A 26,993-nucleotide genomic window follows, 5' to 3' on the forward strand; every position below is an offset into this window, starting at 1 on the left:
CAAGGTTCGGAAATCACACGCGCCCGGCAGACCGCATCCGGATGATTGTTTTCAAACCATCGCCCTGCCCCGCCAACAGCCGCTCATAGGCTGCGGGAACATCATCCAGGCCGATCTCGCGGTCGATCAGTTCGACCATGGGCTCGGTCAATTCGCCGAGCATCCGAATGGCGTCGGGAAGCTCATCGGCAAAGGCGTGGCATCCCAGCAATGCGATTTCGCGTTCAACCAGGATGTTGGGATCGATGTCGAGGCGGCCATGGAATATGCCGACCATCGCAACGGTGCCGCCGGCATCGAGAACGCCGAGCAACTGGCCGAGTGCTGCGACGCTGCCGGTTGCTTCGACGGCAGCGAGCAAGGGGGCATCCGCGGTGGCGGCGGCAATGGCGTCCCGGTTCAAGTCGACGATGCTGGCGCCGGTGATCCTCGCCACCCGGGCGCAGCGGCCCTGATTGCGGTCGGCGACGAGCACGGTACCTGCGAATGTCCGGGAAAGCAGCAGTGCGGCAAGCCCGCCGATAGTCCCGCAGCCGACGACAAGAACGGAGCCGGCCGTTTTCGGCAGACGCCGCACTGCGTGCATCGCTACAGCCAGCGGCTCGGCCATCGCCGCGACCCGTTCGTCAAGCACGGCATCGACGATGTGCAGGAGGCGTGCGGGCAGGACCGCCTGTTCGGCAAATCCGCCGTCGCATATCTCGCCGACGAAGCCCAGCGACGTGCAAAGATGCCGCTTGCCTGCATGGCATTGCGCGCATTCTCCACACCAGAAACGGGAATCGGCGACCACTCGGTCGCCAACACCGACGGTATCCACGCCCTCGCCGATGGCAATCACCGTGCCTGTCAGCTCATGGCCAGCCGTCGAAGGCGATCGGCTTATCCATTGGCCCGTGCGGAAGTTGTGGAGATCGGAACCGCAAATGCCTGCGGCATCGACCCTTAGCTTCACCCAGCATGGTTCGGGAGCGCCTGGCGCGGCGATATCCTCGACGCGCAAGTCGCCGGGTCCATAGAGTCGCGCCGCCCTCATCGTCATCATTTCCGCTCAGCCGGCGAGATAGCGATCGCGGATCTCCGAAACCGCGTTCTCATGCGAGCTGAATCCTTCGTAGCGGGCGAGCCTGCGGGCATGCAGGGCGAGTTCCGGATAGGCCGCCGAGGTCACATAGCCGACCGACGATCTCTTGACGAAATCCGTCACGGAAAGCGGTCCAAAGGTTCGCGCCCACCGGCTGGTCGGCAGCACCGCATTGGGCCCGAGGACGAAGTTGGCGAGGGTCACCGGCGTATGCGGACCCATGAGGATCTCGGCGGCTTCCGTGATACGTCCGAGATGCGCAAATGGCTCCGTTGACAGAATCTCGAGGTGCTCCGGCGCATAGTCGTTGATGAACCGGTAGCTGTCCTCCAGCGACTCGGTCAGCACGATGCCGCCGCGCTTCCCAGTCAGCACCGCGCGTGAGAACTCCACACGCTGTTCGCTCATCCTGGACCAGTGTTCCGGTATCGCAATCAACGCGGCTTCGGCGACCTTGCGGCTGTGCGTCACCAGGTAGGCCGAGGAATCCGGCCCGTGCTCGGCCTCGATCAACAGGTCAAGAGCGGCCAGGCCGCCGTCGACGCTGTGATCGGCAAAAATGATCGCTTCGGAAGGACCGGCGGGGAGACCTGTGTTGATGATCGGGGACAACACGCTCTTTGCCGCCACCACCCAGGGGCTCCCCGGCCCGACGATCTTGACGGCAGGCTTCACGGTCTCGGTCCCATAGGCGACGGCGGCGACCGCATGGGCGCCGCCGCACTTGTACACGGTCTCCACGCCGGCGATGCGGGCAGCAACCAGCGTCGCGGCGTCGACGGAACCATCCGAAGTCGCAGGCGTCACGATCGCGATCTGGGGAACCCCGGCAATCACCGCCGGAACCGAGGTCATCATCGTCACCGAGGGAAAGGCGCCTTTGCCGCGCGGAACATAAAGCGCAACGGAAGCAATCGGTGTGTATCGGTCGCCCGCATAGGCGCCTGGCCGAACTTCCTTGAGCCACATTGTTTCCGGGCGCTGCTCCTCGTGGAAATGCCTTATGTTCTCGATGCCGAACCGGATACTCTCCACGACATCCTTCTCGACCTTGTCGAATGCCGCGTCGAACTCCGCTTCCGAAACTTTCAGTCCACCGTCGGCAACATCGGCTTTGTCGAGTTCGCGTGCAAACCGGAGCAGTGCCGCGTCACCTTCATCCTTGACGGCCTGGATGATTGGACGGACCTTTTCGATGAAGGAAGACAGATCTCCTTCGGCGCGTTTCAGTAAACTGGCCCGCTGATCGACACTGAGGGATGACAGGCGGTGGAAGCTGACGTCAGACATGGCGGCTCCTTTTCTTAGAACGCAATTACGATTAGCGCTTGTCGATCACTTCTGGGACACGTCTCCGGCCCCTGAAGCCTTCAAATCGATGCGAGAAAGCCTCCATCCACGGGAATGGACTGGCCGGTTATGTAGGCTGCCGCATCCGAAGCGAGGAACACCGCGATTCCGTGCAGGTCCGAGAGATCACCAAAACGGCGCTGCGGAATCTTGGCGAGCATCGATTGCTGCCATGCCTCGTTGCTGTAGAACACGTCTGTCATCGCTGTCCTGAAATAGCCAGGCGCAATGGCGTTGACCCGGATCCCGAGATCGGCCCACTCCGCTGCAAGCGCCCGCGTCATGCCGAGGAGGCCTGATTTCGACGAGCCGTACGGCACCGCCGTGGGGACCCCAACCTCGGAGGTCAGCGAGCAGAGATTGATAATGACGCCGGGCCGTCCGGCGTCTCTCATCTGCCGCGCGGCGGCTTGGGCGCAGAAGAAGGCGCCTTTGAGATTCGTATCGACAATCCGGTCCCACAAGGCCTCGTCGACATCGAGTGAAGGCCGGACCTCTTCCACCCCCGCATTGTTGACGAGAATATCGAGACCTCCGAGCAGGCTGCCGGCCTCGGCAGTCGCCGCCCGGCAGCGGTCGACATCGGTGACATCCAGGGCGATGGCATGCGCGACCCCGCCGGCGGTGCGGATGGCGGCCATCGTCTTCTCGAGCGAGGCCACGCTGCGCGCCGTGACCGCGACGTCGGCGCCGGCCGCGCTGAGCGCCTCGGCGATGCTGCGCCCGATGCCACGGCTTGCGCCGGTTACAAGCGCCTTCCTGCCTGACAGATCGAAGAGAGATGCGTTGCGCATGTCATCCTCCTTGGTAATGTCGCGCTTGGACCGATCGCGTCGAGACTATCCGAATGCAGCTTATCTATACAAGCATGTACATCATGGCTGTAGTGCGCCATGCGGAACTTGTCAGAGCGGCAGCGCATTGGCCGACATCGGACCGGACTACGCGGTTCGCCCCAGCCCATCTGGAGTTCATCGGGAGGGATAGATGAAGCGCGCAGTAGACCACGACGCGATGAGCGTGGTTGGCTATACCACCCCCTGGAGTGCCAAAGCAGGCCAGCGGATCAAGCTCAGCCTGTCATGCGATCGGCCGATAAAGGCCACACGAATTTGCCGGCTCGACAAGCCGGCTCCGGAATTTCTCGCCTGGCCCATCGAAACGGTAGGTGAAGCACGGCGTCGGCATTTCGACCAAGGGTCGTTCCTGTTCGTGCGAGCCGGCGAACTGGCCAAAGTACAAGCCGTCCACGTCATACGTTTTGAGCTGTTCCTCACGCGCAACGAAGGTGCGCGCACGATCCTGGAGGCAGGCGCCCTCGGGCTGCGCCTCCGCGACGGCGCATTTGTCGTGAAAATCGGTGACGAAACCTTTGTCGAGAAGAAGGCGCCAACTGGTGTGTGGCTCACCGTCGAGTTGGACCTGCGGCAGGAACAATCGCGTCTGCGCATCAAATCCCACGACCGTCTCGCGCCTTACGAACTCCATGAAGGTTTTGGCGGCCCGGCGCGGAACCTCCAGGCGCACGGCATCCATTTCGGCGCAAGTGCCACCAACCACGAACCTACCCTCAACGCGAAATTTGCTGCGATCCGGCTCGACACCCCACACGGGACCATTGCCTGGGATTTCCCGACGCTGTTACCAACGCAGCCGATCCTGTCGTCGGGCGGAGCAGATCCGTTGCTCCTCGACGTGATCAATCAGCCAGCCTTCTGCGTGACTTCGGCACGCTGGGACGGATCGAGCTTCGAGCCTCGCTTGGTGCCGTCGCACTACGACGCTATCCATTGCCACGACGACGATATCGGCCCGCTTGAGTGGCCGGCATCGCACCGCGCGACGATCCCTGAAAACGCACACCCAGGCGTCTACGCGTTCCAGGTCGAATGGGAGGGTGGCTACGAACGCGTGGTGTTCTTCGTCACCTCTTCACAGGTTTCGTCGCCGCTGTTGTATCTCGTGCCGACGGCGACCTATCTCGCTTACGCGGACGAATGTCTCCCGGATCATCTTTATGAATGGAAAGGCGACGACCGCGGACATCGCTTCGCGATCGCCAACAATCTGAAATCCCTTTACGACTACCATTCCGACCTTAGCGGTGTTTCCATTTGCTCCTACAAAAAGCCGAAAGTGACGCTCAGGGACGATTACGATTATCCGCTCTGCGGCTGCCCACACAATTTGCCGGTCGATCTGCATTTCCTCCGATTCTGCCACGACAATGGAATCGTGTTTGACATCCTGACCGATCACGATTTGCACGAATGCGGCATAGACGGTTTGCGTCGACATCAAGCCGTCGTCACCGGCAGTCATCCCGAATATATGTCGATCGAGATGGAGCAGGCGCTGCGGCAGTTTGTAGCCGAAGGCGGCAGCATCGCCTATCTCGGCGGAAACGGCTTTGCTGCCACTGTGGCTTTCAAGGACGATCTGATGGAGTTGCGGCGCTCGCCGCTGGAGGCCGGCCGCACCTGGGACGGCCCGGTCGCCGAACAGGCGCTGTCGATCACCAACGAACCAGGCGGTTATCTCCGCTGCCGCGGCCGAGGCGAATTCTCGCTGATCGGCAGTGCAATCTCATTGATGGGTTTCGATGGCGCACGCCCCTTCACGCGCACTGAGGAAAGCCATGAAGCAGGATGCGCATGGCTGTTCGAAGGCGTTGAAAATGCGACCTTTGGCACGAACGGCATCGTGCTGGGCGGTGCCGCGGGCTACGAAGTGGATGCGACGGACCCAGCCCTCGGCACTTCCGCTGACACCGTCGTGATCGCGCGTGCGACGGGATTTCCCGACAGCTTCTTTCAGGATCCGACGCGCTGGTACGAGGGCGGGGATAGGCAACGCATCGCCCGCCGCTGCGCCGAAATGACCCTGCGAAAGCTCGCAGCAGGCGGCTTGATCTTTTCCGCAAGCTCGGTTGCCTGGTGCGGCGCGCTGCCAGCCGCAGGCGCCATGAACGATGTCGGCAGGATCACGCTCAATCTGCTTACCCGCCTCGGCGCCACGAAAGGAGAACCGGCCGAGAAAAATCGATAAGCTGATTGGCGCCGTTACGGAAAGACCCGTATCCGTTTTTGGGAGTCAAATCAGTCGGCGTGCACCGGCTTCGTCTCACATGCCTCTCGCCACCTGGCGGACGGCAGTTGCCTCAGCCGCAACCTTCAGGTGCGCTGCTTTGACAAACGGCGCTGAACCAGAATTTGGCGCGGCATCAACGACACCCTCGCCGACTAGGCAAGGAAGCTCGGTATCCCTCTTCGGCGGCGTGCAAGCGTTGTCGGACTATCCCGCAACGAATTGTCGGAACTGACCGATCTGGCCCGTCCTTCGGTCTCACCAGCGCTAGGAAGAAGCGATGAGAGACTTGATCTTGAAGATGTCCATATCGATCCGTGACCTGGATGGCCGAAACACATGGATGTTCGGCGCCGATCAAGAGGCGAAGGCCTGGGGCGTAGAGTTCATATGGAACTCGAGCCTGCACATCATGGGCAGCCGCAGCTTCCGTGACATGGCCGCCTGGTGGCCGATCTCCTGCGACCAGTTCGCGGCGCCGATGAACCAGATCCCCAAGGCCGTCTTCTCACGACGGGGACCGGAGATCCTGAGGGAGGTGAGCAAGTCGGCGGCGCTCGATGAGGCTCGCGCCGTCAACGCGGGAACCGGTCAGCCGGCAAAGTTACAGCCCGGTGGTGAAAGTTGGGCGGAGGCCTATGTGGCGAGCGGTGACTTGGCGGAGGAAGTCGCGAAGTTGAAAGCCCAAGAGGGCAAGCCGATCATCGCCCACGGCGGAGTGAGCTTCGCCCGGAGTCTCGTCGCCCAAGGACTGGTCGACCAGCTCGCCCTGACGGTGGCCCCCGTGGCGCTGGGCAAAGACCTGCCGCTGTTCTCCGAACTGGTCGCGCCGATGTCTCTCAAGCTGGTGAGCTCGAAAGCCTTCCCGGGGGGCGCGGTGGCGCAGATTTACCGGCCAACGTGAACACGTCAGAGAATGTGTGCAGCCAACGAACCGACGAAGTGAGGGCGAGGTATAAATGAATGCGATCCCTTCGGATCGTCGTCGATCGATAGGAGCCTGTGCATGGCGAAGCTTGTGTTCGGAATGATGCAGTCGCTCGACGGCTATGTCGCTGGCGCCGAGGGCGGGCCCGGGCTGCCGATGCCGGGCGAGGCGCTCCATCGCCACTTCAACGCCCATGTGCGCGGGATCGCCGGCAGCCTCTACGGCCGGCGCATGTACGAGGTAATGCGCTATTGGGACGAGGATCAGCCGGGACAGGACCAGGTCGGGCGCGACTTTGCGGCGGCCTGGCGGGCGCAGCCGAAATGGGTCGTCTCTCGCACCCTGAAGTCGGTCGGGCCGAACGCCACGCTGGTGGACGACGATCTCAAAGGGTTCGTTAGGGCGCTTAAAGCCGAACACGAGGGCGAGATCGAAGTCGCCGGACCGGAGCTTGCGGGTAGTCTGACCGAGCTTGGCCTTATCGATGAGTACCGGCTCTACTTCCGTCCCATCGTGCTTGGTCGCGGCAAGGCATTCTTCGCCGGCCCCCGGCCACCGCTGCGTCTCGTGGCCAGCGACCGGGTTGGCGAGGACGCGATCAGAGTGACGTACGTTCCCGCCTGATCATAACCCACCCGACATCCTAATGTCCGTCGGACCGAATTTGAGCTCATTCCCTCTCGATCGTTTTGAGCCATGGTAACGCGAGGAGGCGGCAGCACAAACTTTTCTGCACGCCCTAAAGAACCGACTCTGCGATCCGTCAGAAATCTGCGCTCTTGATTTCAAAAGGGAATTTCGGCGATTCGGGATCAGCTCGGTTTCGGCGACTATCGACAACAATCGGTCGATTTTCGACAGCCGCGCCGCAACAAGCCGCGACCCACTGGGGACCAAAAAAAGGACCGTCAAACACGGCCGAACGGTCCGCACGGTAGCGCCCGGCATTCGCTCGTCGCCGTGGCGTGCCTCACTTGCCGTATGACGCAAGGAACACCCGCACGCCGGCCGCGGCGTGCCGTCGAAGCTTCGCCGGTTTCGGAATCGACTCGTCACCCAACAGCATGGCCCTGTTCAATGGCTCGCCCATAATCAACCAATTGAACTGGGAAGCGGCGACGGCCGGATCATCGATCGCAAGCAGGCCGCGATCAGCCAAGCGCTCGAACAACACTGCCATCGCCGCAATTGCGCGCCCGGGTCCGCCATCGAAGAGCGCCTTTGCCAGTTCTGGGAAGCGGCCGACCTCGCCGATCACCAGACGGCGCAGCTGCATGACACGCGGCGTGAGCACCACGGTAAGCTGTCGGTACGCATAGCGCTGAAGATATTCGGCAACATCCTCGCCCTCAGCGAGGTCCGGCATTTCACTGTGGACCCGATCGCTGGCTCGATTGGTCACGCTGCTTACGATCTCCACGAACAGCGTCTCCTTGCCTGGAAAATTTTTATAGACGGTCTGCTTCGACACCGCCGCAAGCGCTGCGATCTCATCCATACTGGTGGCCAGATAGCCTTTTTGCAGAAACACCTCTGTCGCCGCATCGAGGATGGCCCGCCGCTTTTGTGCCGATCGGCCCTGCTCGTCGAGTTCTTGTGAAACACCTGCTGAGGGCGTCCTGGTCATGCCTCTGGCGCCTGCGCTGCTAATTGACTCATAGTACTGGACCGTCTAGTTTGATTTGAGCCGGGATGCAATGGGGAGAGATCGACAATGCACATCCAGTTCGCGGAGCTTCCGGTGTTCGACCAGGAACGCGCCAAGGCGTTCTACATCGATCACCTGAACTGCCGCGTCGTCGCCGATCAGCCAATGGGCAATGATGGGTGGCGATGGATCGAACTCGGATTTCCAGGTGCCGAAACCACCCTCCACTTCCTAAGGCGCAAGGACGAAACACCATCTGAGGAGCCCGTCCTCGTGCTGGTTGACAACGAAATCGAAGTCACCGTTCAGAGACTCAAATCGCGAGGCGCCGAGATCATAGCAGAACCGCGCCCTGCGCCATGGCAACCGGGGCGCTCGATCGCGGAATTTCGGGACAGCGAGGGCAATCGCATGATGATCACCAGCAGATGACGCACTCACCTATCATGACCGCAACTTGCTCTTGCGGTGGCGTCGAACTCAAAGCCTTTGGCAGGCCGATCGTGAGCAGTGCCTGCTACTGCGACGACTGCCGGAAGGGAGCTGATCAGATCGAAGCTTTGCCAGGTGCTGGCGCCATACGCGATCCCGATGGCGGCACCGAATACATCCTCTATCGAAAGGACCGCATCGAGTGCTCCAAGGGGGCCGAATTGCTGAGGGGTTACAAGCTTAAGGAAACTTCAGCCACGAATAGGGTCATCGCCATGTGCTGCAATTCAGCGATGTTAATGAACTTCGATAGAGGTCCGCATTGGGTCTCGGCATACAGAGCGCGGTTTCACGGAGAACTCCCGCCACTGCAGCTGCGGATTTGCACTAAGTTCAAGTCGGACAGCGATGTCATTCCTGACGACGTGCCGAGCCACCGGGGTTATCCTCTAGGGTTCGTCGTTAAACTTTTGGCATCGCGCGTGGCGATGTTGCTAGGTCGATAAACCGGCCGCCAGCCTGCGCGATAAGACATTCAGATAGGTGCGCAAATCGGATACAGCCTTGCCGCTCAGGGTTCAGGCCTGACGAATTTCTGTAGGCGATCCGCCACGATCAGCCCTGCCCGGCTGTTCAAGTGCACGCCGTCGGTGTGAAATAGCCAGCCATTTACGCGGGCGACATCATCCGGACGCTGCCGCAGCACCAGTACGCGAAAAGCATCGCGATAGAATGGAAGAAAGTTGAACGCCGTGTAGGCCCGGCCAGGCGAGGCGCGAACCGCCTCGGTGAGCGCCTCATGGAGCGGGACATAGCCGCAGCGTTCCTCGTGCGCGATGGCCGCCACGATCGCAGAATATTCCTTGATCCGCCGGTTGAGCTCGCTCTGGAACGGGTCGTCCGAATCCGGCGCTTCTCCTATCGGAGGGAGCGAGCAAAGGCCGATGTCCGCCGCCGTCTCGCGCTTCAGCCTGCGTGCTATCTCGGCCAGATTCTCGTGGAACCAATCGGGCGAAGGCGTGCGGGGCAGACGCTTCCAAAACGTAAAGAATCGCCGCACTTTGCGTGACACGAGCGTGAGAACATCATTCCCGCCGACCCAGACGATGACCTTGTCGGGACGACAGGCGAGCACATCCGGCAACCGCTGCAGCGCGTTGTAGGCCAAGTCGCCGCCGACGCCAAAATTCCGGAACTCAAATTGCCCGTTGCCCGGCCGCCGGCGGAGCTCCGCGATCCAATCGAATGCCTGGCCCTTGCCCGCCGTGCTGCTCGATCCGAGGCACGCCACGATTTTTCGTTGAGAATTCACCAGCGTGACTCCGCCAAGCCAGAGTGAGAAATCGTCGCCTTATGCTCTTCCCAAAACGGCTGGCCAAGGCGTGAGCGTCAAGTCGGACTCCGAGGCGTTTCCAACGACCCACGGGCAGGCATAATAGTCTTCGATGCGGTCGATGACGCGACCGGCGACATGGACACGAACCGGCCACGCGACCTGCCACTGGTCGCCTCGCTGGAAAAGCACGAGGAGGACAGGTTCTCCGTCGATCGTCCCCAACTCCATGGTCCACGTCTCCGGGTTTCGCTCGTATTCGACGAAATAGGGAGAGCTTCTGAGCAGGCCGTCATAGCAATCGGCGACCCGCAACCGGGCATCGGCGCTGGTCAGGCCCCGCACGCCATCCCAGTCATGGCGGTTGAAGAGGTCAACATAGCGCTGCAAGAGCCGCGCGGTGTCGGGATCCAGCGGGCGGCTCGGTTCACCGACAGGTTCCGCGGGCAAGCCGGCGAGCTTCGCACGTCCACGGGAGAGCGCGGATTTGACGCCGCCAACCGTCGAGCCCACGAGTTCCGCGGTCTCTTCCAGCGAATAGTCGAACACATCCTTCAAGAGCACGCAGGCGCGCTCCTTGGGCGGCAGATGACCGACCAGCCGTTCGACGGCGCGATGGGCATCAGTGGTCGCTGGCTCTGCAGCGATGACGCCGATGTCGTCCGAATAGGCGCTTTCCGCTCGCTCGCGCGCATGGCGCCGCCTCACAAAGTCAATGCAGCGATTGTGAGCGATGCGAAACAACCAGGGTTTTAGCCTGCGGGGATCATCGAGGGTCTCGATCTTCGTGTAGGCCTCGAACAGCGTCTCCTGCATGAGATCCTCGCCGTCGAGCCGCGAGCCGGTCATGCGAGTGCAATAGCGATGCAGTTGCGCGCGGACGCCCCACACTGTCTCGAGGAAGGCTCGATACTGCGCGTCGAACAGGCCGGTCGGTCGCTCGGGCATGTCCTTCAGCTGCCACATCTTGGTTTCAATTTGCCAGTCATGCGACCTCCTGACCTTCAGCGCGTATTGCCGCGGTTGCGGCCAGACCAAGCTTGGGGCGAACCCATTGTGCCAACCGCGCGATCGCGTCGTCGGCTTCGGGAGCACGCCCAGCCATCATCTGGAACGAGTGCAGCATCCCCGGAAATACGTCCAGGCGCACCTCGACGCCGGCGGCTTTTGCGCGGTCGGCAAGCGCCCGGCTGTCGTCGAGCAGGGTTTCGTCTCCACCCACTTGCAGATAGGTCGGGGGCAGCCCTTCAGATCGGCAAAGATCGGGCTGGCGAGTGGATCCCTGGGATCGGTACCTGCGAGGAGTTGCGATGCCAGCATATCCACGGCCGCCTTCTGGAAGAATGCGTCCTTCTCGCGATTGGCTTCATAAGAGAGCCCGCTCGCCGACAGATCGTACCAGCCAGAGATGCTGAGAATCGCGGCCGGTAGCGGCCGTCCCGCGTCACGGAGTTTCATCGCGGCCGCAACGATCAGGCCAGCACCAGCGGAATCGCCTGCAGCTATGGTGTGCTTCGGCGCGATACCTTGCTCGGCGAGCCACTCGAACGCGGTCACGGCCTGCTCGATTTGGCGCGGAAACTTGCTCTGGAAAACGTAGTCGTAAGTGGCGAGCAGCGCGTAACAGCCAATCGCCTTGGCGAGGTGTCCGACCATCTTGCGATGGGTCCAGATCGATCCGCCGAGATAGCCACCGCCGTGCAGGTAAAGCATGACCCGATCATTGGCCGCCGCTTTTGGCTGAACCCACAGCGCGGTCTTGTCGCCGAGTTTGGTCTCAATGTAATCGACGTCGCCCGGCTCTGCCGTCAAGACAGACCACTCGGAGACTTCCGGCGGCAATTCCCGACCGCTGCGCCAAGCCTCGGCGAGCGTTTCATAGTGTATCTTGTTCGCTAAGCTCTGCTTGCTGTTCATTGTCACGCTCCAATTCGTTGTGGAGGGCGACGTTCAGGATGACCGCGCCCATCAACAGCTAAGACGGACGAACTGAGCGAAAGGATACGTCGCCGGCAGATGCAACGCCTCGCCGGTGGCAGTTGCCGCGGACCCCGGGTGTCAAACCCAGCAAGGCTAGGCTGCTCCACCCTTCTCTGTGGGACGTTCGTTCCAGACATTCGCCGATCGGCCAGATGCTTCGTCTATGCCGTCGCCGGGTGGCCGGGGGCTGGGACTATTGACTATTATCGCCGAGCCAACATCGCCTTAAACATGCTGCTCCATCCTCTTCTACTCCGCAGTACTCCTTGTCACTCCCACTCGATTGTGCCTGGCGGTTTGCTCGTCACGTCATAGACGACGCGGTTGATGCCGCGCACCTCGTTGATGATGCCGGTGGCGGCGGCGCCCAGGAATGCCATGTCGTGACGGTAGATATCCGCGGTGCTGCCATCTACCGATGCTGACGCTTTCGGCGCGTATGCGCGTACATACCGATAAGGGCAGCGGTCACGAGCCGCGCTGTCCCCAAGGGCATTGCTCTACCTGCGCCCTTCAAAGAAAAGGAGCATTGTGACGGGGCTTAGCTATAGATGCTGTAGCATTGATCTAATGCGATTTATCGCAGCATCGACACCTTGCCTAGGCAGACTTTCAACCTTGTAAAATGAAAGGAACGTAAGCGAGGCTTGAGGAGCACAGGTATTCAGAATAGCTGTCTTGAGAACACGCCGCACTGGCCGCCTGAGGATCAGCCAATCGACCCACCAAGGTGAGCCCAAAGTGGTTATTGCAACCACCTTCCTTAACTGGCGAAGTCGCGGTTGTATGGCACCAAGATCGGCTGCGTGATCGTATGCAATACCAGGCACCCATACCCTGTCGAACCAGCCCTTCAATATAGCTGGAGGTCCGAACCACCACGTGGGAAAAATCAAGACGATAGTCTCGGCCCAGAGAAGATCCTCAATCTCTTTAGCTACCTCTGTAGTCTCGAATCCGGAATAGTAGCTCGCGCGCTCCGCCGGTGTAAGAGCCGGGAAGAAGCCAGATCGATACAGATCAACATGTCGGCACTGGTGCTTCGCATCCATCAGGGTGTCGATAGCTGCGTTCGAAAGCGTTTGGCAAAGGCTTGGATTGAGTGGATGAGCCGTGACAATCAAGCATCGCATACTAATATTTGAATCCTCCCCAATTTGGTTGCGCTGCGCGTCATCATTCGTGCGGCGCGGTGCTCGGGCAAAGCTTCTCATACCAATCATGGATTTCGAAATAGCTGTACGCGCCACAGTCTTCAAAGAGCAATTGTTTTTCGACGCCGAGAATGGCCCTTCTACAGCGGTACGCTCGAGACAGCGCCATCGGTGACCTGCCAGGCGTCAGTCGCGCGATATGGACAGCCCCGCGAGAAGCGGCGCGTACGCGGCGAGCCTGTGGGATACGAACTCCGTGAAGAGCCGCACGCGCTTCGTCTTGCGTGTCTCCCCCTGTGTGAGAAGCCAGAGCGTTCCGTACATGTGCAGGTCGGTGCCCGGCACCCTCACCAGTAGCGGGTCGGCATCGCCGACGAAGCAGGGCAGTGTCGTGATCCCGAGCCCTTGCCGTACAGCAACGATCTGCGCCTCGGCGTCCGTGGTCCTGAAGGGAACCCCGGTGGTGCGAACCTCACCCTCGCTGGCCCATTCCGGAATTCCATGAATGCTTATGACGATCCACCGGATGGGATCAGGCGCGCCCGCACGCCACGCGGCTAGTCGATCGCAGGACATATAGACGCCGCCGAACAGCTCCGGTCCCTTCAGGCCGTGAAGATTGAGCGGCAGGGTTTTGCGGTCGTAGACGACGCGGATCGCGACGTCGGCCTCTCGGTTGGTCAGATTTGCCAGCTCGCCGGACGACAAGATTTCCATCTCGATGTCCGGATGCAGACGCGCGAAATCGGCGAAGTCCGGCATGAGCAGATGTGTCGCGAGGGGCGGCGCCAGCGTCACCCGCAGAAGCCCGCGAACGCTCTGGTCGCGCCCCAAGACGCGCGTCTCCAGCTGGTGCGACGACGCTTCCATCTGGTTCGCGAGCTCGAGGATCTCCTCGCCCGCAGCCGTCAGGCGGTAGCCCGAAGGCAGCTTTTCGAACATGTGCGCCCCGAGGCGTTCCTCGAGCTGGGCGATGCGTCGCAGCACGGTCGAGTGATTCACCCCGAGGCGCTCGGCGGCGGCCCGCACCGAGCCTCCGCGCGCGACAGCAAGAAAGTAGCGAACGTCATCCCAGTCGATCATGGTGCAATCCCGCACCGCGCGGTGCGCCTTCCAAAGCCCGTATCTAACACATCGAACAGCAGTACGGGCGTTCATCATAGCCTATGTCGACGAGTGCGGCCCAATTCCGAACGGCGAACACCGATCGTCGCGGCTGGCGTCAGTTGTCCAACCGGATCGATTTCGCACCACCGATGTGCGCGCTTCCGCACTCAACAACTGACGCCGGCGGACCCATTTCGAGGCTCTCGGGGGCAGATGCTGTCCCGACACCACGAAAAGGAGAAGTCATGGGAAAGCTTGAGGGTAAGGTTGCAGTCATCACGGGTGGATCGAGCGGCATGGCGCTGGCGAGCGCCAAGCGGTTCGTTGAAGAAGGCGCCTATGTTTTTATCACGGGCCGGAGACAGGAGGCGCTGGACGAGGCCGTCAAGCTGATCGGCCGGAACGTGACCGGCGTGCGCGGCGACGCGGCCAATCTCGACGACCTCGACCGCCTGTTCGATACAGTCAAGCGGGAAAAGGGCAGGATCGACGTCCTGTACGCGAGCGCCGGCACAGGCGAAGCCGTCCCACTGGGCGAGATTACCGAGCAGCACTTCGATGCGGCCTTCGGCCTGAATACGCGCGGCACGCTGTTTACGGTTCAGAAGGCGTTGCCGCTGTTCAACGATGGCGGATCGATCTTCATGACCGGGTCGGTTGCTTCGATCAAAGGTTTTCCTGGTTACAGCGTCTATGCGGCGAGCAAGGCGGCGCTGCACGCATTCGCACGCGGGTGGCTCAACGAACTCAAGGGCAGGAATATCCGGGTGAACGTGCTGCACCCGGGGCCGATCGCCACACCGATGCAGGACCAAGTCCTCACCGAGGAGGCGAAGCAGATGTTCGAATCCCTGATCCCGCGGGGAAAGATGGGGCGTCCTGAGGAAATTGCGACGGCCGCGCTGTTTCTTGCTTCCGACGATTCGAGCTTCGTGAATGGGGTGGAGTTGTCCGTCGATGGCGGCTTCTCGGCCATCTGAAATTGCGCCGGATCGCGGGAAGCGGCTGACCGGCGGGAACTAGCGTGTCCATGGTGGAACGACCACGCAAAGGTCGCCACACAGCGGAACGAATAACCCAGCGCCGTTGAAGGCCGGGGAAATCAATACCAACACGGATCGGAGAAGCATTATGAGCTACGCAATTGTAGGATTCGGTAAGATAGGCCAGGCCCTCGCCCACGCCTTCGCCCGTAAAAACATCGACGTGGCCATCGCGAGCCGCCGGCCGCCCGAGGCGTTGGCGCCGCAGGCTCAGGCGATTGGACCCACGGTCGTCGCCAAGTCGCTGCGGGATGCACTCGAGGCCGACACAATCATCTTGGCGGTCCCGTTCGGGGAGCATCGGGAGGTTGCGAAGGCTCTGCCGAGCTGGGAAGGCAAGACAGTCATCGACGCGATGAACGCGTTTCCAGTCCCTGAAGAGCTGGACGGCCTCCCGTCCTCCGCCTTCGTCGCGAAGGCGTTCACCGGCGCCAAGCTCGTCAAAGGGTTCAACCATCTGGTTGCGGCCACCCTGGCTGCCGATCCGATCGTCGAGGGCGGGCACCGTGTCGTCTTTCTGTCGAGCGACGACGAGGACGCGACCGCTCCCGTGGCGGCCTTGGCCAAACAACTTGGGTTCGCACCCGTCAAGCTGGGAAAGCTCAACGAGGGTGGCGCGCTGGTGCACGCGCGCGGCCGCACTTGGGGCCAGCTCATCTTCCAGGATTTGTTCAAGAAGGAGCAGTAATCGATGTACGACCATGTGACCTGGCCCGAGCGATATGATCCGAAAACGTCGGCCATCTACGCACTCAACGACATTGACGTGAAGGCGCCGCCTGAAGCGGTCTGGAAGCTGCTCGTCGAAGCCGAGAATTGGTCGAGCTACTTTCCCGCCGAGGATCAGGTCAAGATTCTGACGGGGGAGCCGGAACTGACGCTCGGAACGCGATACAGCCGTGTGACGGTTGGATTTCCGATGAGTCTGGTCGTGACGGAATGCGAGCCCCTTCGCAGGCTCGCATGGGCGACGACAGTTGATGGCGACGAGACCGGCTCAAGCGCATACCATGGCTGGGTCATCACGCCTACGGACCATGGCTGCCATGTGCTGACCGAGGAAACGCAGCAGGGCCCCTTCTTCCTCGATGAGCTCGGGCGCAAACATCCCGGCGCACTCTACCGGTATCACCAGGACTGGGTCGAAAGCCTCGCCCACGCAGCGGAGGCGGAAACAGCGAAGACGACAGTGGATTGATTGCGCTTCCTATTTAATTTTGGAGATGAATGAGATGAATATCGAACTCAAAGGCCGCAAGGCCATTGTTACCGGATCCACCGCCGGTATCGGCCGCGCGACGGCGGAGGGGTTGGCGCGTGCCGGTGCATCGGTCGTCGTCAACGGCCGTGGAAACGCTCGGGTCGATGAGGCGGTGCGGCAGATGCGGCAGGCCTTCCCCGGCAGCGACATCTCGGGTATCGCCGCTGATCTTGCAACAGCGGAGGGGGCAAAGGCCTTGATCGCGCATGCGCCGGACGCCGATATCCTTGTGAACAACGTCGGTACAGCACACATCCGGAGCTACAACGGCGTCGAGGATATCGCAAATATCCCCGATGAGGACTGGCTTGACCTCTTCCAGTTGAACGTAATGAGTGGCGTGCGCGCGAGCCGTCATTACCTGCCGCGGATGGTGGCGAAAGGCTGGGGCCGCGTCGTGTTCATAAGTAGCGAATCCGCAGTCAACATCCCTAAGGAAATGCTCGACTATGGCATGACCAAGACCGCTCAACTCGCGGTCTCACGCGGGCTTGCCGAGGCGGTCGCGGGCACGGGCGTCACCGTCAACGCCGTCCTGCCGGGACCTACCCGCTCTGAGATCCTGGGCAACTTCATGGCGAAACAGGCTGACGCAAATGGAATCACGCAGCACGAAGCCGAGCAGGGCTTCCTGCAGGCGATGCGTCCGACGAGCCTCATCCACCGCTTCGCGACCACCGATGAGGTGGCCAACATGATCATCTACACATGCTCGGAGCAGGCTTCGGCGACCACCGGCGCGGCTTTGCGGGTGGATGGTGGCGTGGTCCGCTTCGTCGCGTAGCAGGACGACCAAATTGTTCCGTTCGCCAACTCGGGTCCGCTGTCGGCCAAGGTGCTGAAGCATGGCACGCTTAAGTCTACAGGGATCTGCCGCACGGCATGCGCACGATCCACGCATTGCGGGAGCACTCTGAAACTATGCGGGCACGAGAACGTATTCAGCTACGGCGCCGTCCCCGCTGTGCTCGGCGGCCGTGCGCTCGTCTCGTTGGTCCCGCCCCGGGGCTTAGACCATGATACAAATCCACGGAACATGATGTCTATTGTCCGAGGAATTGGATCGGCGCTCCAATCCCAATCCAAAGCATGTGCTGTGAACGGCGCGGTATATCGATCCCTTTGAGCCTCTCTACACATAATCGAAGGTCTATCGCCGACCTGCAAAACGGCTGCTTGTTCTTGCAGAATCGCCCGCGAACTATCGCCTCCTATCGTTGACCAACAATTTCCGAATATATCCGACAGTACTCCAACCTACTCTACCGTACGCCCCATCATTCCCACTCGATTGTTCTAAATCTAGTTAGGCCATTGATATAGCTAGGTTTTTTATTCGTTGCCGCGCAAGAAGCCGACCCATGGGCCGTCAAAACGTTACAGTCTTGATTTCAAAGGGAAAAATAGCACGAAAATTTTTTGTGCGGTTTCGGTATCTATCGAAGTCGATCGCCTTTCCAGACCCACTTTGGGCAACTCAGGTGGGTTTCACAGCGAACGAAGAAAGTACCGTCACCAACTTTCATAGCACAGCGCGCGCCACAACGCGACCCGCCGCGGCAGCGTCATCCAAGCGCCATCCCTCTCCGTTTGTAGGTGAACTGGATACCGCTGGCAGTGCAAACTGGACACTCCCGGCAGTATAAACTGGACACCTCAAGACCCACTCGCTCCGAGGGCGCGACAGCACGGTTCAAGGTGCAATGTCGCGCCCTCACTTGCTGAACTTCTTCCCGGGAGGGGGCCGGGGGAGGTTGAATAGCCTGTGGGTCTTTTGGGACCGTTTGCGGACCGGCCTGAGCCTAGGAATCGTTTTGCTCAACTGCCCCTTCGAGACGGCTGACCGGCCAAAGACGCCCCTCAGGGGAGAGGGGGCCCGCGTTCCGTGCCACCGGCCCGCAACCTTCAGAATATGATAGCCCGCGGCAACCGGAGAAGGGAATCTGTGCTCTCAAACCAGCATCGACTGCTGGGAGAAGATGCCCGCCATCGCGCCGTGCGATGATGCCGTGGTGACCGAGGGCATGAGGGGGTTGGCGAGGTCGCCGGCGGCGTAGATGCCGGGCATGCTGGTTTCGCGGCGCTCGTCGACCTTGAGGGCGATGCCGAGGGGCGTATCGACCGTGGCGAGGCCCAGCGATTCATGCAGGCTTGCGGACGGCTTGTTGCGCGGATGCGCGAACAGGATGTCGACCGCGACATTGGGGCCGGTATCGAGATTGACGGTGGCGAGATGGCCCCCGTGATGGGCGATCTCGGTGATCCGGCCATCGACGACAGGTATGTTACGACGCGCGAGATCGGCCCGGATATCGGGCGGAATGTCGTGACCATCGGCGAAGAGCGTCAACCTGTCGGTCCAATCGTGGAACAGCCTGACAGACTGGTGCGACTGCGGGCCGGACCAGACGAGGCCCCAATGCTGGCCGGCGACTTCAAAGCCGTCGCAATAGGGGCAGGGCACGATGGACGTGCCCCAGCCTTCGGCAAAGCCCGGAACATCAGGCATCTGGTCGGCGACGCCATAGCTCAGGATCAGGCGGCGCGCCCCAAGGCTTTCGCCATCGCCAGTGAGGACGGAGAAATCGTCGACGGCGCCGGAGACGCTGTCGGCCCGGGCATTGACCAGCCTGATCGTGGGATAGCGCGCCAGCTGCTGCCGCGCCTCGGCCAGGATGTCCAGCGGTCGCTTGTGATCGTGGCCGAGCAGACCATGTGAATGGCCGGCGAAACGGTTGCGCGGCAGGCCGGTATCGAGAACGGTGACCTTGCGGCGGGCACGGCCGAGCTGCAGGGCGCCGGCGAGACCGGCAAAGCTGCCGCCGATGATGATGACGTCATCCATGGTGATGGGCTCCGTGTCGTGGATGGAGGGGGTTGGGCTGGGCCTGGCGCGCAATATCGTCCACCGATACGCGCTCGACACCGGCAGCTAGCAGGGCTTCGGCCTCTGCGAGAAAGTCGCCCATCTGTGTTGACCGGCCGGACAATGCCGCATTCGATATCGCCGGGCGGCCCGGGGAAACTTGATTTGGACAACAGGTTGAAACCTACCCACTGGCTTGCACATTTCCGATACTACATGGTATCGTAATGCACGAATTAGGATACTGTCAAGTACTGGAATTGTCGTGACCGTAAACAGCCAGGGCCGGCGCGGCCGGCCCGCCAACGAGGCGCTTGGCCAAACGATAGTCGACGCCGCGTGCGAACTCTTTGTGGAATTGGGTTTTCAAGCGACGACATTGGACAAGGTCGCCCAGCGGGCGAAGATATCCAAGCTCAGCATCTATCGGCACTTCGAGAACAAGGAGGCGCTGTTCAGCGCGGCCATCGCGACCCGCTGCCATCAGTTTGCACCACAGGCCCTTTTTGAAGGCGTCGACGGTTCGGCCGAAGATCAGCTCATGGCGGTGGGATCATCCCTGCTTCGCACGCTGTTGAGCTCGGACGTCCGCAGTGTCGAAGCCATGATCATGGCCGACAAGACGAATCAAAGGTCGTTAAGCAAGCTCCATTACGAAGCCGGCCCCGCCCATGTCATCGCCCAAATCGAGGCCCTGTTGCGTCAGTTGCACGCGAAGGCGGTTCTGAACGTGCCCGATCCTCTCCGGTCCGCCCGCTTGTTTGCCGCGCTTTTCAAAGGATCCGATCTCCCGATTATCGCACGCTTCGATCAGGCGAGAGCAGAGGACGACAACGAAATCGAATCCTATTGCCGGTCGGCCGTCGCCATGTTCATCGCCGCGCACGGTGGCAACGACCACGCGGGCGGATAAGCATTTGATTGCTCCGGGCAGCTTGGCCGGGACCGTGGTCCAGGCGCTTCGTTATATTGGGCCGGCGTTATATTGGGCCGGCGCGCGCGGCCGAGCTTGAACAGATCGCGGCACCTCATCTTTCTCCCAACGATAAAAAGACGCTCGCATCTACCGCGGTCCAAGCTCCCGCCTGGATGCGGTCGACGCTTCTCTCCATCGCAGATCCGGCAGCAGTCGGGACAACATTTGATAGGTGATGCGACGGTGCCATCCGACGATATGCGATCGGGTCCGGAACATCGATCGGTACCGCAGCCAAAGCTGAAACTATGTATGTCGATAACTAAAGTACCGTCAGCGCGGAAATGTCATGCTACGGGGCATTTTCGTTATATATTTCAAAGCGTTGACACACAGAAAAAGTACCGTCAAACCCTAAAAACGAATGACGGTACCTTTTAGAATGCTCTGTCGGATACGAAAAACACCGTCAAAAGTACCGTCAGAGTGATCTGCTACAAGCTGCGAGCCGCGCCAGGCGCTCCGATAAACTTAACGATTTCAATGACTTGATAGATTTGTCAATTCCATTGATAATGTGCCCTGGCTAGCAGTCTGCCCTGCCCGCAAATCATTGTATTTTCTGCGAAATACTACGCTAGGGCCGCCTATCATCGCCGTTTCCCTCACTCCCACTCGATGGTGCCTGGCGGTTTGCTCGTCACGTCGTAGACGACGCGGTTGATGCCGCGTACCTCGTTGATGATGCGGGTGGCGGCTGCTCCCAGGAATGCCATGTCGTAATGGTAGAAGTCGGCCGTCATGCCGTCGACCGAGGTGACGGCTCGCAGCGCGCAGACGAATTCGTAGGTGCGGCCGTCGCCCATCACGCCGACGGTCTGCACCGGCAGCAGCACGGCGAAGGCCTGCCAGATGGCGTCGTAGAGGCCGGCCTTGCGGATCTCGTCGAGATAGATGGCGTCGGCCTCGCGCAGGATCTCCAGCTTTTCGCGGGTGATGCCGCCCGGACAGCGGATGGCGAGACCGGGACCGGGGAACGGATGCCGGCCAATGAAGCTGTCGGGCAGGCCGAGCTCCTTGCCGAGCGCCCTCACCTCGTCCTTGAACAATTCGCGCAGCGGCTCGACCAGCTGCATGTTCATGCGTTCGGGCAAGCCGCCGACATTGTGATGCGACTTGATGGTCACCGACGGGCCGCCGCTGAAAGAGACGCTTTCGATGACGTCGGGATAGAGGGTGCCTTGTGCCAGGAAATCGGCGCCGCCGAGCTTCTCGGCCTCCTCCTCGAACACTTCGATGAACAGCCGCCCGATGGTCTTGCGCTTCTTCTCGGGGTCCGACTCGCCCTCGAGCGCGCCGATGAAACGGTCCGCAGCGTCGACCAGGATCAGCGGCAGATTGTAATGCTGGCGAAACATCTCCACCACGCCTGATGCCTCGTCCTTGCGCATCAGACCGTGGTCGACAAGGATGCAGGTCAGCTGGTCGCCGACCGCCTCGTGGATCAGCAAGGCCGCGACCGAGGAATCGACGCCGCCCGACAGCGCGCAGATCACCTTGCCCTTGCCGACCTGCTTGCGGATCGTCTCGACCGCGTGCTCGCGGTAGGCGCGCATCGTCCAGTCGCCTTCGATGCCGGCGATGTTGTGGACGAAGTTGCGGAGCAGCCTGGCGCCGTCCGGCGTATGCACCACTTCGGGGTGGAACATGAGGCCGTACATTTTGCGCTCGACATTGCCGAAGATGGCGAAGGGCGAGCCCTCCGATTTTCCGAGCACCTCGAACCCCTTGGGCAGGGAGATGACCCGATCGCCATGGCTCATCCACACCTGATGGCGCTGGCCGGGCGCCCACAGGCCCTCGAACAACGGGCTGTCCTTGGCGATCTCGACGAAGGCGCGGCCGAATTCGCGGTGGTCGGAGCTTTCGGCGACGCCGCCCATCTGCACGCACATCGCCATCTGGCCATAGCAGATGCCGAGCACCGGCACGCCGGCATCGAAGACGATCTGCGGCGCGCGCGGGCTGCCGATGTCGCCGGTCGAGGCCGGGCCGCCGGACAGGATCACCGCCCTCGGATTGATGCGCTTGAACGCCGCCTCGGCCGACTGGAAGGGCACGATCTCGGAAAAGACGCCGGCCTCGCGGATGCGGCGGGCGATCAGCTGGGTGAACTGGCTGCCGAAATCGACAATCAGGACGGTGTCGGGATGATTGGCTGTTTTCATGGCGAGCGTTTAGAGAAAGAAACGAGTCGGCGCAATGGGTTGTGAGGTCGCGCTTTCACTTCGATTCCGGTATGTCGTCCTGAACGCCAGAGGCTTTGTCCAATGCATCAGTTTGAGTTGTATCGAGTGACCGCAAGGCGCCCATCAGCGCCGCGAAACGCTCGTGACCAAGGCGGGCAACATAGCTCCGTTCGATCTGCAGCTTGATGCGGTCGCCATCGCGCAGGGCGTCCAGGCCCTTGCGGGTGTAGCGCACAAGCTTGCCGCGACCGTCTTGCGGATCGGGCAGACGCTGCAACACACCTTCCGTCTCCAGGCCATCGAGCAATTGCTGAATCGCCTGCTTTGAGATCGCCGAGCGCTCGATCAGCGCCGACTGGCGCATGCCGCCGCGCGGGATGTGTCCAAGCAGGCCGGCACGCGCTTCGGTGAACCAGTGATGGCCGGCAGCGCGCATCGCGGCGGCGAACTCGGTCTGCCAGGCGCGGCTCGCCTGCCACAGCCGCCAACCTATGTGATCCGGCAGCGCTTCAGGTTTTTCGTCAAGGTCCTTGACCAAATTCTTCTCGCCCGATACATAGTCAAGCGTCTTGACTACTAGTTCACTCTAAGTGGCGATGCCGGTCAAGGCAATCGGCGACTTCAATTCAGGAGGAAATCATGGCAGCACTTCAGAAGGAAACCCTTGCAATGCTCATTCCGGGCATGACCCATGTGTTGGAACGAAACGGCAAGGAGGCTTACGTCTATTTTGAAAGCGAGGGTGCCGCGCACATGCTGCTCGACGATGGCGAGGCGCGAAGCGGGCGCTGGCGGATGCTCGATGACGGTTATGTCGCCGACTGGGACACCGGCGCGACCGGACGCTGGACCCTCGATCACGAGCCCGGGTCAGTCACTTACATCAATCGCGACAACGCCGTTCGCTTCAGGATGATCGGCGTGCTGTTCGGCAACGCTAAGAACCTGCCGCCCCAACAAGCTTGAAGTCGATCGCGCCCGAGGCGATCGCCTGTTCCAGCAGTTGCACCGCCGCGGCCAGCTTCTCGTCGATGACGTGCAGATATTCGGTCCAGTCGCCGACATGCCTCAGATCGGCTGCCCCGTCGGAAATGCCGCGCAGGCCGATAAGCGGCACGTCGAACAGCTGGCAGGCGCGCAGGCAGGCGAAGGTCTCCATATCGACCATGTCGGCGGCGATCGCGTCGTAGGCGGCGCCGGTGACGATTGCCGCCCCGGTCGACAGCGCCGCCGGCCTGATGCCTGGTATCCTGAACGGCAGCGGCACGCTGACAGGCAGGTCGAGAAACGGCGTGGCGCCCTTCTCGAACCCCAGGGGCGAGGCGTCCATGTCGCGGTAGGCGACTGAAACGGCCTGGTAGATTTCCGTCTGCTCCAGCGTCCGGCTGCCCGCCGACCCGAGCGACACGACGAGATCGGGCAGCGCCATCCCGGCATGCAGCCGGGATAGTTCGGCGCTGAGTCCGACGCCGGCCTCGACCGGTCCGACGCCGGTAATCAGCGGCGTGAACAGCCGCTGCAGGTGTGGACCGTATTCGGCCTCGGCCGCCATGACGAAGAGAACGGATCTGCCGGAGATCGGGGTGAGCTCACCAGGTGTCTTGCCGGCCATGATCGTCCATCCTCCCTACCCGCTCCTCAGCCCTCGATGCCGTCGCGGCCGAGCACCGTCATCATCGTTCCGGTCATTGTGGCAATCAGCTTAGCCTCGCCATCGACGGCGAACGCATAGGCCTGGCCGTCGGCGACGATGATGGTGCGGCCAGGCTTGGTCACAGAGCCGCGGAACAGGAAGCGCTCGCCCCTGCCCGGCGCCAGCAGATTGACCTTGAACTCGATGGTCAGCACGCCGGAATTTTCCGGCATCAGCGAGAATGCCGCATAGCCGCAGGCCGAGTCGAGAGCCGTCGAAATGACGCCGGCATGGAGAAAGCCATGCTGCTGCGTCAATGCCGCAGAATAGGGCATTTCGATCTCGATGATGCCGGGCGTCACCAGCGTCAGCTCGGCGCCAATGGTCATCATCGCGTTCTGGCGCGCGAAGGACGTCCTGACGCGGTCCTCGTAATCGGGAGCAGGAACGATCTTTGCTGCCATGGCCGTCGCCTTCGTTTCTCGGCAAATCTTATTGCAAAGGCATTTATCGCAGAGGGGTGGGCGGCAGGCAATCGCAAATGCTGCACTGCAGCAATTGGCTAAACCTGCTGATAAGAAGCGAGATCGGCGACATTCGGCAACCGTTCAGCCGGCCCGCCGCAGCGCGCAGAAGTAAAAACCGTCGGTGCCGCTGAGCAACGGCGACAGCGAAATGCCGCCTGCGGCACCGATACGCACTGTCGCTTCGTGGCCCGCAAAACGGCTGTCCCAAAGCTGGCGGTGATCGAGCGGGACAAAACCGGGATGACGATCCCGGAAGGCCGAAACCTGGTCGCCATTTTCCTCGTCGAACACCGAACAGGTGATGTAGACCAGCAGGCCGCCGGGTTTGACGAAGTCCCTGGCGGCATCGAGGATCGTCTCCTGCTCGCCCTTGCGGGCGTCGAGCTGTCTTTGCGTCAGCCGCCATTTGGCATCCGGCCGGCGCCGCCAGGTGCCGCTGCCGGTGCAGGGCGCATCGATCAGGACAATGTCCATATGCTTGCCGAGCGGCGCGAGTTCGGCCGGCTTGGTGACGATCTGCACATTGCGGTTTTCCGAGCGGCGGATGCGGTCGAAGATCGGCGCCAGCCTGGCCTTCTCGGCGTCGTGGGCGAAGATCTGGCCGCGATTGTCCATCGCCGCGGACAGCGCCAGCGTCTTGCCGCCGGCGCCGGCGCAAAAATCGAGCACCTGCATTCCAGGTTCGGCGCCGGCCAGTTCGGCCGCAATCTGCGAGCCTTCGTCCTGAACCTCGAACCAGCCTTTCTGGAAGGCCGGTTCGGCCTGCACGTTCGGGTGCCTGCCATCGCCCTCGATCGGGGGGATGCGGATGCCGTGCGGCGCGATCCGGGCAGGCTTGGCGCCGGTCTCCGCCAATTCCGCCAGCACCTTGCCGCGCTCGGCCTTCAGCGTGTTGACTCTGAGGTCGAGCGGCGGGCGAGTGCCAAGAGCGGCACCCTCTTCCACCCAGGCCGTGCCGAACGCCCGTTCGAACAGCGGCATGCACCAGTCGGGGATGTCTGCCCTGACGGCCGGCGGCGCATCGGCAAGCCGGCGAGCCGCAAGCGTTGTCAGTTCGTCGGCGGTAAGCAGCGGCGGCGCGAACTTGTCGCCCTCGAGCGCCTCGTTCAGCGACTGCGCCGTCTGGCTCCATTCGAGCAGCAGCGCGCCGAAGCCGATGGCGCGCGGCGTGTCTTCGCCCAAGAGCCAGCCGGCGGAACGCTTGCGGCGCAGCGCGTCATAGACGATGTTGCCGATTGCGGCGCGGTCGCCGCCGCCGGCGAAGCGGTGCGACAGGCCCCAGTCCTTCAGCGCATCGGCCACCGGCCGGTGACGCCGGCCAATGTCGTCAAGCACTTCGATGGCTGCCGCCAGCCGCCCGCCCAGTCTCATTGTCGTCTTCCATTACTCAGCAAATTAATTCCGGCCCTGCTCTTAGAGCTTTTCGTGCCCTGATTGAAACAGTTCTGTTTCGCCGACGGCGAGACAATCCATGCAAGGGGTGACGAATGTGGATTGGTGCATCGCGAGCCGCCCCGACCAAGCGGGCGCCGGCATGCGGAACCAAATAATTCGATCAATATATTACAAGCCTCTAATGTGCGTGTCTGGCGCTCACAAGCATAGCGGCTTGCGCAACTGCTCTGCTTTGCAAGTTTTCCGGTTGCGAATACTCTTTGCGCAGTGATTCGCGTCGCAGAAAAAGCGGAGCCGCGGGTCGATACGAGGAGAGGGCAATGAAAACTTATCTGGCGGAAGTTCTAGGCACGTTTCTATTGGTGTTCATCGGCACGGCTTCGGTGGTGACGGGCGGCTTCGGCGGCGCGCTGCCGCTCGGCCAGGAAGGCATCGGTCTGGCGTTCGGCATCGGCCTGATAGCGGCCGCTTACGCGATCGGCCCGATTTCCGGCGCGCATCTCAATCCGGCGGTGACGCTCGGTGTGTTCCTCGCCGGGCGGATGCCGGCCAGGGATGTCATTCCCTACTGGATCGCGCAGGTCATCGGCGCCATCATCGCGTCGCTGGCACTGTGGATCATCGTCTCCGGACAGGTCGGCGGCCACACCGGCGGCTTCGGCGCCAATGGCTGGGACGTGACGAAATGGGGCGTCAGCTCGGCCTTCCTGTGGGAGCTGATCGGCACCTTCACCTTCGTCACGGTGATCCTCGGCGTCACCAACGCCAAGCACACGACGGCCTTCGCCGGCCTGGTCATCGGCCTGACGCTGGCCGGACTGCACTTCGCCATCATTCCGGTGACCGGCACATCGCTCAACCCGGCCCGTTCGATCGGACCGGCGCTGTTTTCGGGAACTGCGGCGATCGGCCAGCTCTGGCTGTTCATCGTCGCGCCGCTGATCGGCGGCGCCATCGCCGGCGTGGTTGCCAAGGCCGGTATCTTCGAGAAGGACTGATT

Annotated in this window: 26 protein-coding genes and 3 pseudogenes; 13 read left to right on the top strand and 16 right to left on the bottom strand. The window is 61.7% G+C overall.

Annotation, left to right across the window (positions count from 1 at the left end; translation table 11 throughout):
• Nucleotides 1-13: 13 nt before the first annotated feature.
• The 3 genes from NKI97_RS08725 to NKI97_RS08735 form a co-directional block, all read right to left on the bottom strand.
• Nucleotides 14-1,036: a zinc-dependent alcohol dehydrogenase gene (locus NKI97_RS08725; RefSeq protein WP_352833650.1), complete on the bottom strand. Its 1,023-nt coding sequence runs from the start codon at nt 1,034-1,036 to the stop codon at nt 14-16.
• Nucleotides 1,037-1,051: 15 nt separating this feature from the next.
• Nucleotides 1,052-2,374 (bottom strand): histidinol dehydrogenase, encoded by a 1,323-nt coding sequence (gene hisD / locus NKI97_RS08730; RefSeq protein ID WP_352748044.1) that lies wholly within the window; start codon nt 2,372-2,374, stop codon nt 1,052-1,054.
• 80 nt (nt 2,375-2,454) lie between these two features.
• Nucleotides 2,455-3,228 carry an SDR family NAD(P)-dependent oxidoreductase gene (locus tag NKI97_RS08735; protein WP_352451001.1) on the bottom strand — a complete coding sequence of 258 codons (774 nt, stop codon included), beginning with the start codon at nt 3,226-3,228 and terminating at the stop codon, nt 2,455-2,457.
• A 220-nt stretch (nt 3,229-3,448) separates the two neighbouring features.
• Between NKI97_RS08735 and NKI97_RS08740 the strand changes: the two genes are divergently transcribed.
• The 3 genes from NKI97_RS08740 to NKI97_RS08750 all read left to right on the top strand — a co-directional run bounded on the left by NKI97_RS08740 (nt 3,449) and on the right by NKI97_RS08750 (nt 7,073).
• Nucleotides 3,449-5,482 carry a N,N-dimethylformamidase beta subunit family domain-containing protein gene (locus NKI97_RS08740; RefSeq protein ID WP_352833570.1) on the top strand — a complete coding sequence of 678 codons (2,034 nt, stop codon included), beginning with the start codon at nt 3,449-3,451 and terminating at the stop codon, nt 5,480-5,482.
• A 319-nt stretch (nt 5,483-5,801) separates the two neighbouring features.
• Nucleotides 5,802-6,425 (top strand): dihydrofolate reductase family protein, encoded by a 624-nt coding sequence (locus NKI97_RS08745; RefSeq protein ID WP_352450999.1) that lies wholly within the window; start codon nt 5,802-5,804, stop codon nt 6,423-6,425.
• Between the two features lie 102 nt (nt 6,426-6,527).
• Nucleotides 6,528-7,073: a dihydrofolate reductase family protein gene (locus tag NKI97_RS08750; protein WP_352450998.1), complete on the top strand. Its 546-nt coding sequence runs from the start codon at nt 6,528-6,530 to the stop codon at nt 7,071-7,073.
• Between the two features lie 346 nt (nt 7,074-7,419).
• Here the strand turns inward: NKI97_RS08750 and NKI97_RS08755 are convergent, their stop codons facing one another.
• The gene (locus NKI97_RS08755; protein WP_352450997.1) at nt 7,420-8,076 is read right to left on the bottom strand and encodes a TetR/AcrR family transcriptional regulator; all 657 of its coding nucleotides are present in this window, start codon (nt 8,074-8,076) and stop codon (nt 7,420-7,422) included.
• An 87-nt stretch (nt 8,077-8,163) separates the two neighbouring features.
• Here NKI97_RS08755 and NKI97_RS08760 point away from each other — a divergent pair, with 87 nt between their 5' ends.
• Nucleotides 8,164-8,529 (top strand): VOC family protein, encoded by a 366-nt coding sequence (locus tag NKI97_RS08760; RefSeq protein WP_352833573.1) that lies wholly within the window; start codon nt 8,164-8,166, stop codon nt 8,527-8,529.
• Between the two features lie 14 nt (nt 8,530-8,543).
• Entirely contained in the window at nt 8,544-9,035 is a 492-nt protein-coding gene (locus tag NKI97_RS35475; RefSeq protein WP_502907084.1) for a GFA family protein, read from the top strand.
• A 65-nt stretch (nt 9,036-9,100) separates the two neighbouring features.
• Here the strand turns inward: NKI97_RS35475 and NKI97_RS08765 are convergent, their stop codons facing one another.
• The 6 genes and pseudogenes from NKI97_RS08765 to NKI97_RS08790 all read right to left on the bottom strand — a co-directional run bounded on the left by NKI97_RS08765 (nt 9,101) and on the right by NKI97_RS08790 (nt 14,079).
• Nucleotides 9,101-9,820, bottom strand: a complete 720-nt coding sequence (locus NKI97_RS08765) for an SGNH/GDSL hydrolase family protein (protein ID WP_352833576.1) — start codon at nt 9,818-9,820, stop codon at nt 9,101-9,103.
• 60 nt (nt 9,821-9,880) lie between these two features.
• Nucleotides 9,881-10,828 (bottom strand): RNA polymerase sigma factor, encoded by a 948-nt coding sequence (locus NKI97_RS08770; protein WP_352450994.1) that lies wholly within the window; start codon nt 10,826-10,828, stop codon nt 9,881-9,883.
• A gap of 19 nt (nt 10,829-10,847) precedes the next feature.
• Nucleotides 10,848-11,779: pseudogene (locus NKI97_RS08775) on the bottom strand (alpha/beta hydrolase fold domain-containing protein).
• Nucleotides 11,780-12,111: 332 nt separating this feature from the next.
• Nucleotides 12,112-12,279: pseudogene (locus NKI97_RS08780) on the bottom strand (GMP synthase (glutamine-hydrolyzing)); the annotation flags it as partial.
• A 108-nt stretch (nt 12,280-12,387) separates the two neighbouring features.
• Nucleotides 12,388-13,065: an NAD(P)H-dependent oxidoreductase gene (locus tag NKI97_RS08785; RefSeq protein WP_352833652.1), complete on the bottom strand. Its 678-nt coding sequence runs from the start codon at nt 13,063-13,065 to the stop codon at nt 12,388-12,390.
• 117 nt (nt 13,066-13,182) lie between these two features.
• Nucleotides 13,183-14,079, bottom strand: a complete 897-nt coding sequence (locus NKI97_RS08790; protein ID WP_352833579.1) for a LysR family transcriptional regulator — start codon at nt 14,077-14,079, stop codon at nt 13,183-13,185.
• Between the two features lie 269 nt (nt 14,080-14,348).
• Between NKI97_RS08790 and NKI97_RS08795 the strand changes: the two genes are divergently transcribed.
• From NKI97_RS08795 to NKI97_RS08815, 5 genes and pseudogenes are all read left to right on the top strand, one after another.
• Nucleotides 14,349-15,083, top strand: a complete 735-nt coding sequence (locus tag NKI97_RS08795; RefSeq protein WP_352833581.1) for an SDR family NAD(P)-dependent oxidoreductase — start codon at nt 14,349-14,351, stop codon at nt 15,081-15,083.
• Nucleotides 15,084-15,234: 151 nt separating this feature from the next.
• Nucleotides 15,235-15,834 (top strand): NADPH-dependent F420 reductase, encoded by a 600-nt coding sequence (locus NKI97_RS08800; RefSeq protein ID WP_352833583.1) that lies wholly within the window; start codon nt 15,235-15,237, stop codon nt 15,832-15,834.
• Between the two features lie 3 nt (nt 15,835-15,837).
• Complete coding sequence (locus NKI97_RS08805) at nt 15,838-16,344, top strand: SRPBCC domain-containing protein (RefSeq protein WP_352614862.1); 507 nt, start codon at nt 15,838-15,840, stop codon at nt 16,342-16,344.
• 34 nt (nt 16,345-16,378) lie between these two features.
• A complete protein-coding gene (locus NKI97_RS08810) occupies nt 16,379-17,191 on the top strand; it encodes an SDR family NAD(P)-dependent oxidoreductase (RefSeq protein ID WP_352569204.1) in 813 nt (270 codons plus the stop codon).
• Nucleotides 17,192-17,194: 3 nt separating this feature from the next.
• A pseudogene (locus NKI97_RS08815) lies at nt 17,195-17,307 on the top strand (alpha/beta fold hydrolase); the annotation flags it as partial.
• Between the two features lie 1,051 nt (nt 17,308-18,358).
• On the opposite strand, the gene NKI97_RS08820 reads toward NKI97_RS08815, so the two are convergent.
• On the bottom strand, nt 18,359-19,252 hold the full coding sequence (locus tag NKI97_RS08820; protein WP_352833585.1) for an NAD(P)/FAD-dependent oxidoreductase: 894 nt from the start codon (nt 19,250-19,252) through the stop codon (nt 18,359-18,361).
• Between the two features lie 286 nt (nt 19,253-19,538).
• On the opposite strand from NKI97_RS08820, the gene NKI97_RS08825 reads away from it, so the two are divergent.
• Nucleotides 19,539-20,186, top strand: a complete 648-nt coding sequence (locus NKI97_RS08825; protein ID WP_352450987.1) for a TetR/AcrR family transcriptional regulator — start codon at nt 19,539-19,541, stop codon at nt 20,184-20,186.
• A gap of 668 nt (nt 20,187-20,854) precedes the next feature.
• Here NKI97_RS08825 and guaA read toward each other — a convergent pair.
• On the bottom strand, nt 20,855-22,417 hold the full coding sequence (guaA, locus tag NKI97_RS08835; protein ID WP_352833587.1) for a glutamine-hydrolyzing GMP synthase: 1,563 nt from the start codon (nt 22,415-22,417) through the stop codon (nt 20,855-20,857).
• A gap of 55 nt (nt 22,418-22,472) precedes the next feature.
• A complete protein-coding gene (locus tag NKI97_RS08840; protein WP_352833590.1) occupies nt 22,473-22,976 on the bottom strand; it encodes a MarR family winged helix-turn-helix transcriptional regulator in 504 nt (167 codons plus the stop codon).
• Between the two features lie 101 nt (nt 22,977-23,077).
• On the opposite strand from NKI97_RS08840, the gene NKI97_RS08845 reads away from it, so the two are divergent.
• The gene (locus NKI97_RS08845; protein WP_352457583.1) at nt 23,078-23,404 is read left to right on the top strand and encodes a hypothetical protein; all 327 of its coding nucleotides are present in this window, start codon (nt 23,078-23,080) and stop codon (nt 23,402-23,404) included.
• On the opposite strand, the gene NKI97_RS08850 is transcribed toward NKI97_RS08845, so the two are convergent.
• From NKI97_RS08850 to NKI97_RS08860, 3 genes are all read right to left on the bottom strand, one after another.
• Nucleotides 23,376-24,050 carry a 5'-methylthioadenosine/S-adenosylhomocysteine nucleosidase gene (locus tag NKI97_RS08850; protein WP_352833593.1) on the bottom strand — a complete coding sequence of 225 codons (675 nt, stop codon included), beginning with the start codon at nt 24,048-24,050 and terminating at the stop codon, nt 23,376-23,378. The genes NKI97_RS08845 and NKI97_RS08850 overlap by 29 nt on opposite strands.
• A 26-nt stretch (nt 24,051-24,076) precedes the next feature.
• Nucleotides 24,077-24,535 (bottom strand): PaaI family thioesterase, encoded by a 459-nt coding sequence (locus NKI97_RS08855; RefSeq protein ID WP_023677140.1) that lies wholly within the window; start codon nt 24,533-24,535, stop codon nt 24,077-24,079.
• Nucleotides 24,536-24,679: 144 nt separating this feature from the next.
• Nucleotides 24,680-25,969, bottom strand: a complete 1,290-nt coding sequence (locus NKI97_RS08860; RefSeq protein ID WP_352833596.1) for an RsmB/NOP family class I SAM-dependent RNA methyltransferase — start codon at nt 25,967-25,969, stop codon at nt 24,680-24,682.
• Between the two features lie 344 nt (nt 25,970-26,313).
• Here NKI97_RS08860 and NKI97_RS08865 point away from each other — a divergent pair, with 344 nt between their 5' ends.
• A complete protein-coding gene (locus NKI97_RS08865; protein ID WP_023677138.1) occupies nt 26,314-26,991 on the top strand; it encodes an MIP/aquaporin family protein in 678 nt (225 codons plus the stop codon).
• Nucleotides 26,992-26,993 lie beyond the last annotated feature (2 nt).

Origin of the sequence: Mesorhizobium sp. M0296 (assembly GCF_040321675.1) — a bacterium.
In the GTDB taxonomy this organism is placed as follows: domain Bacteria; phylum Pseudomonadota; class Alphaproteobacteria; order Rhizobiales; family Rhizobiaceae; genus Mesorhizobium.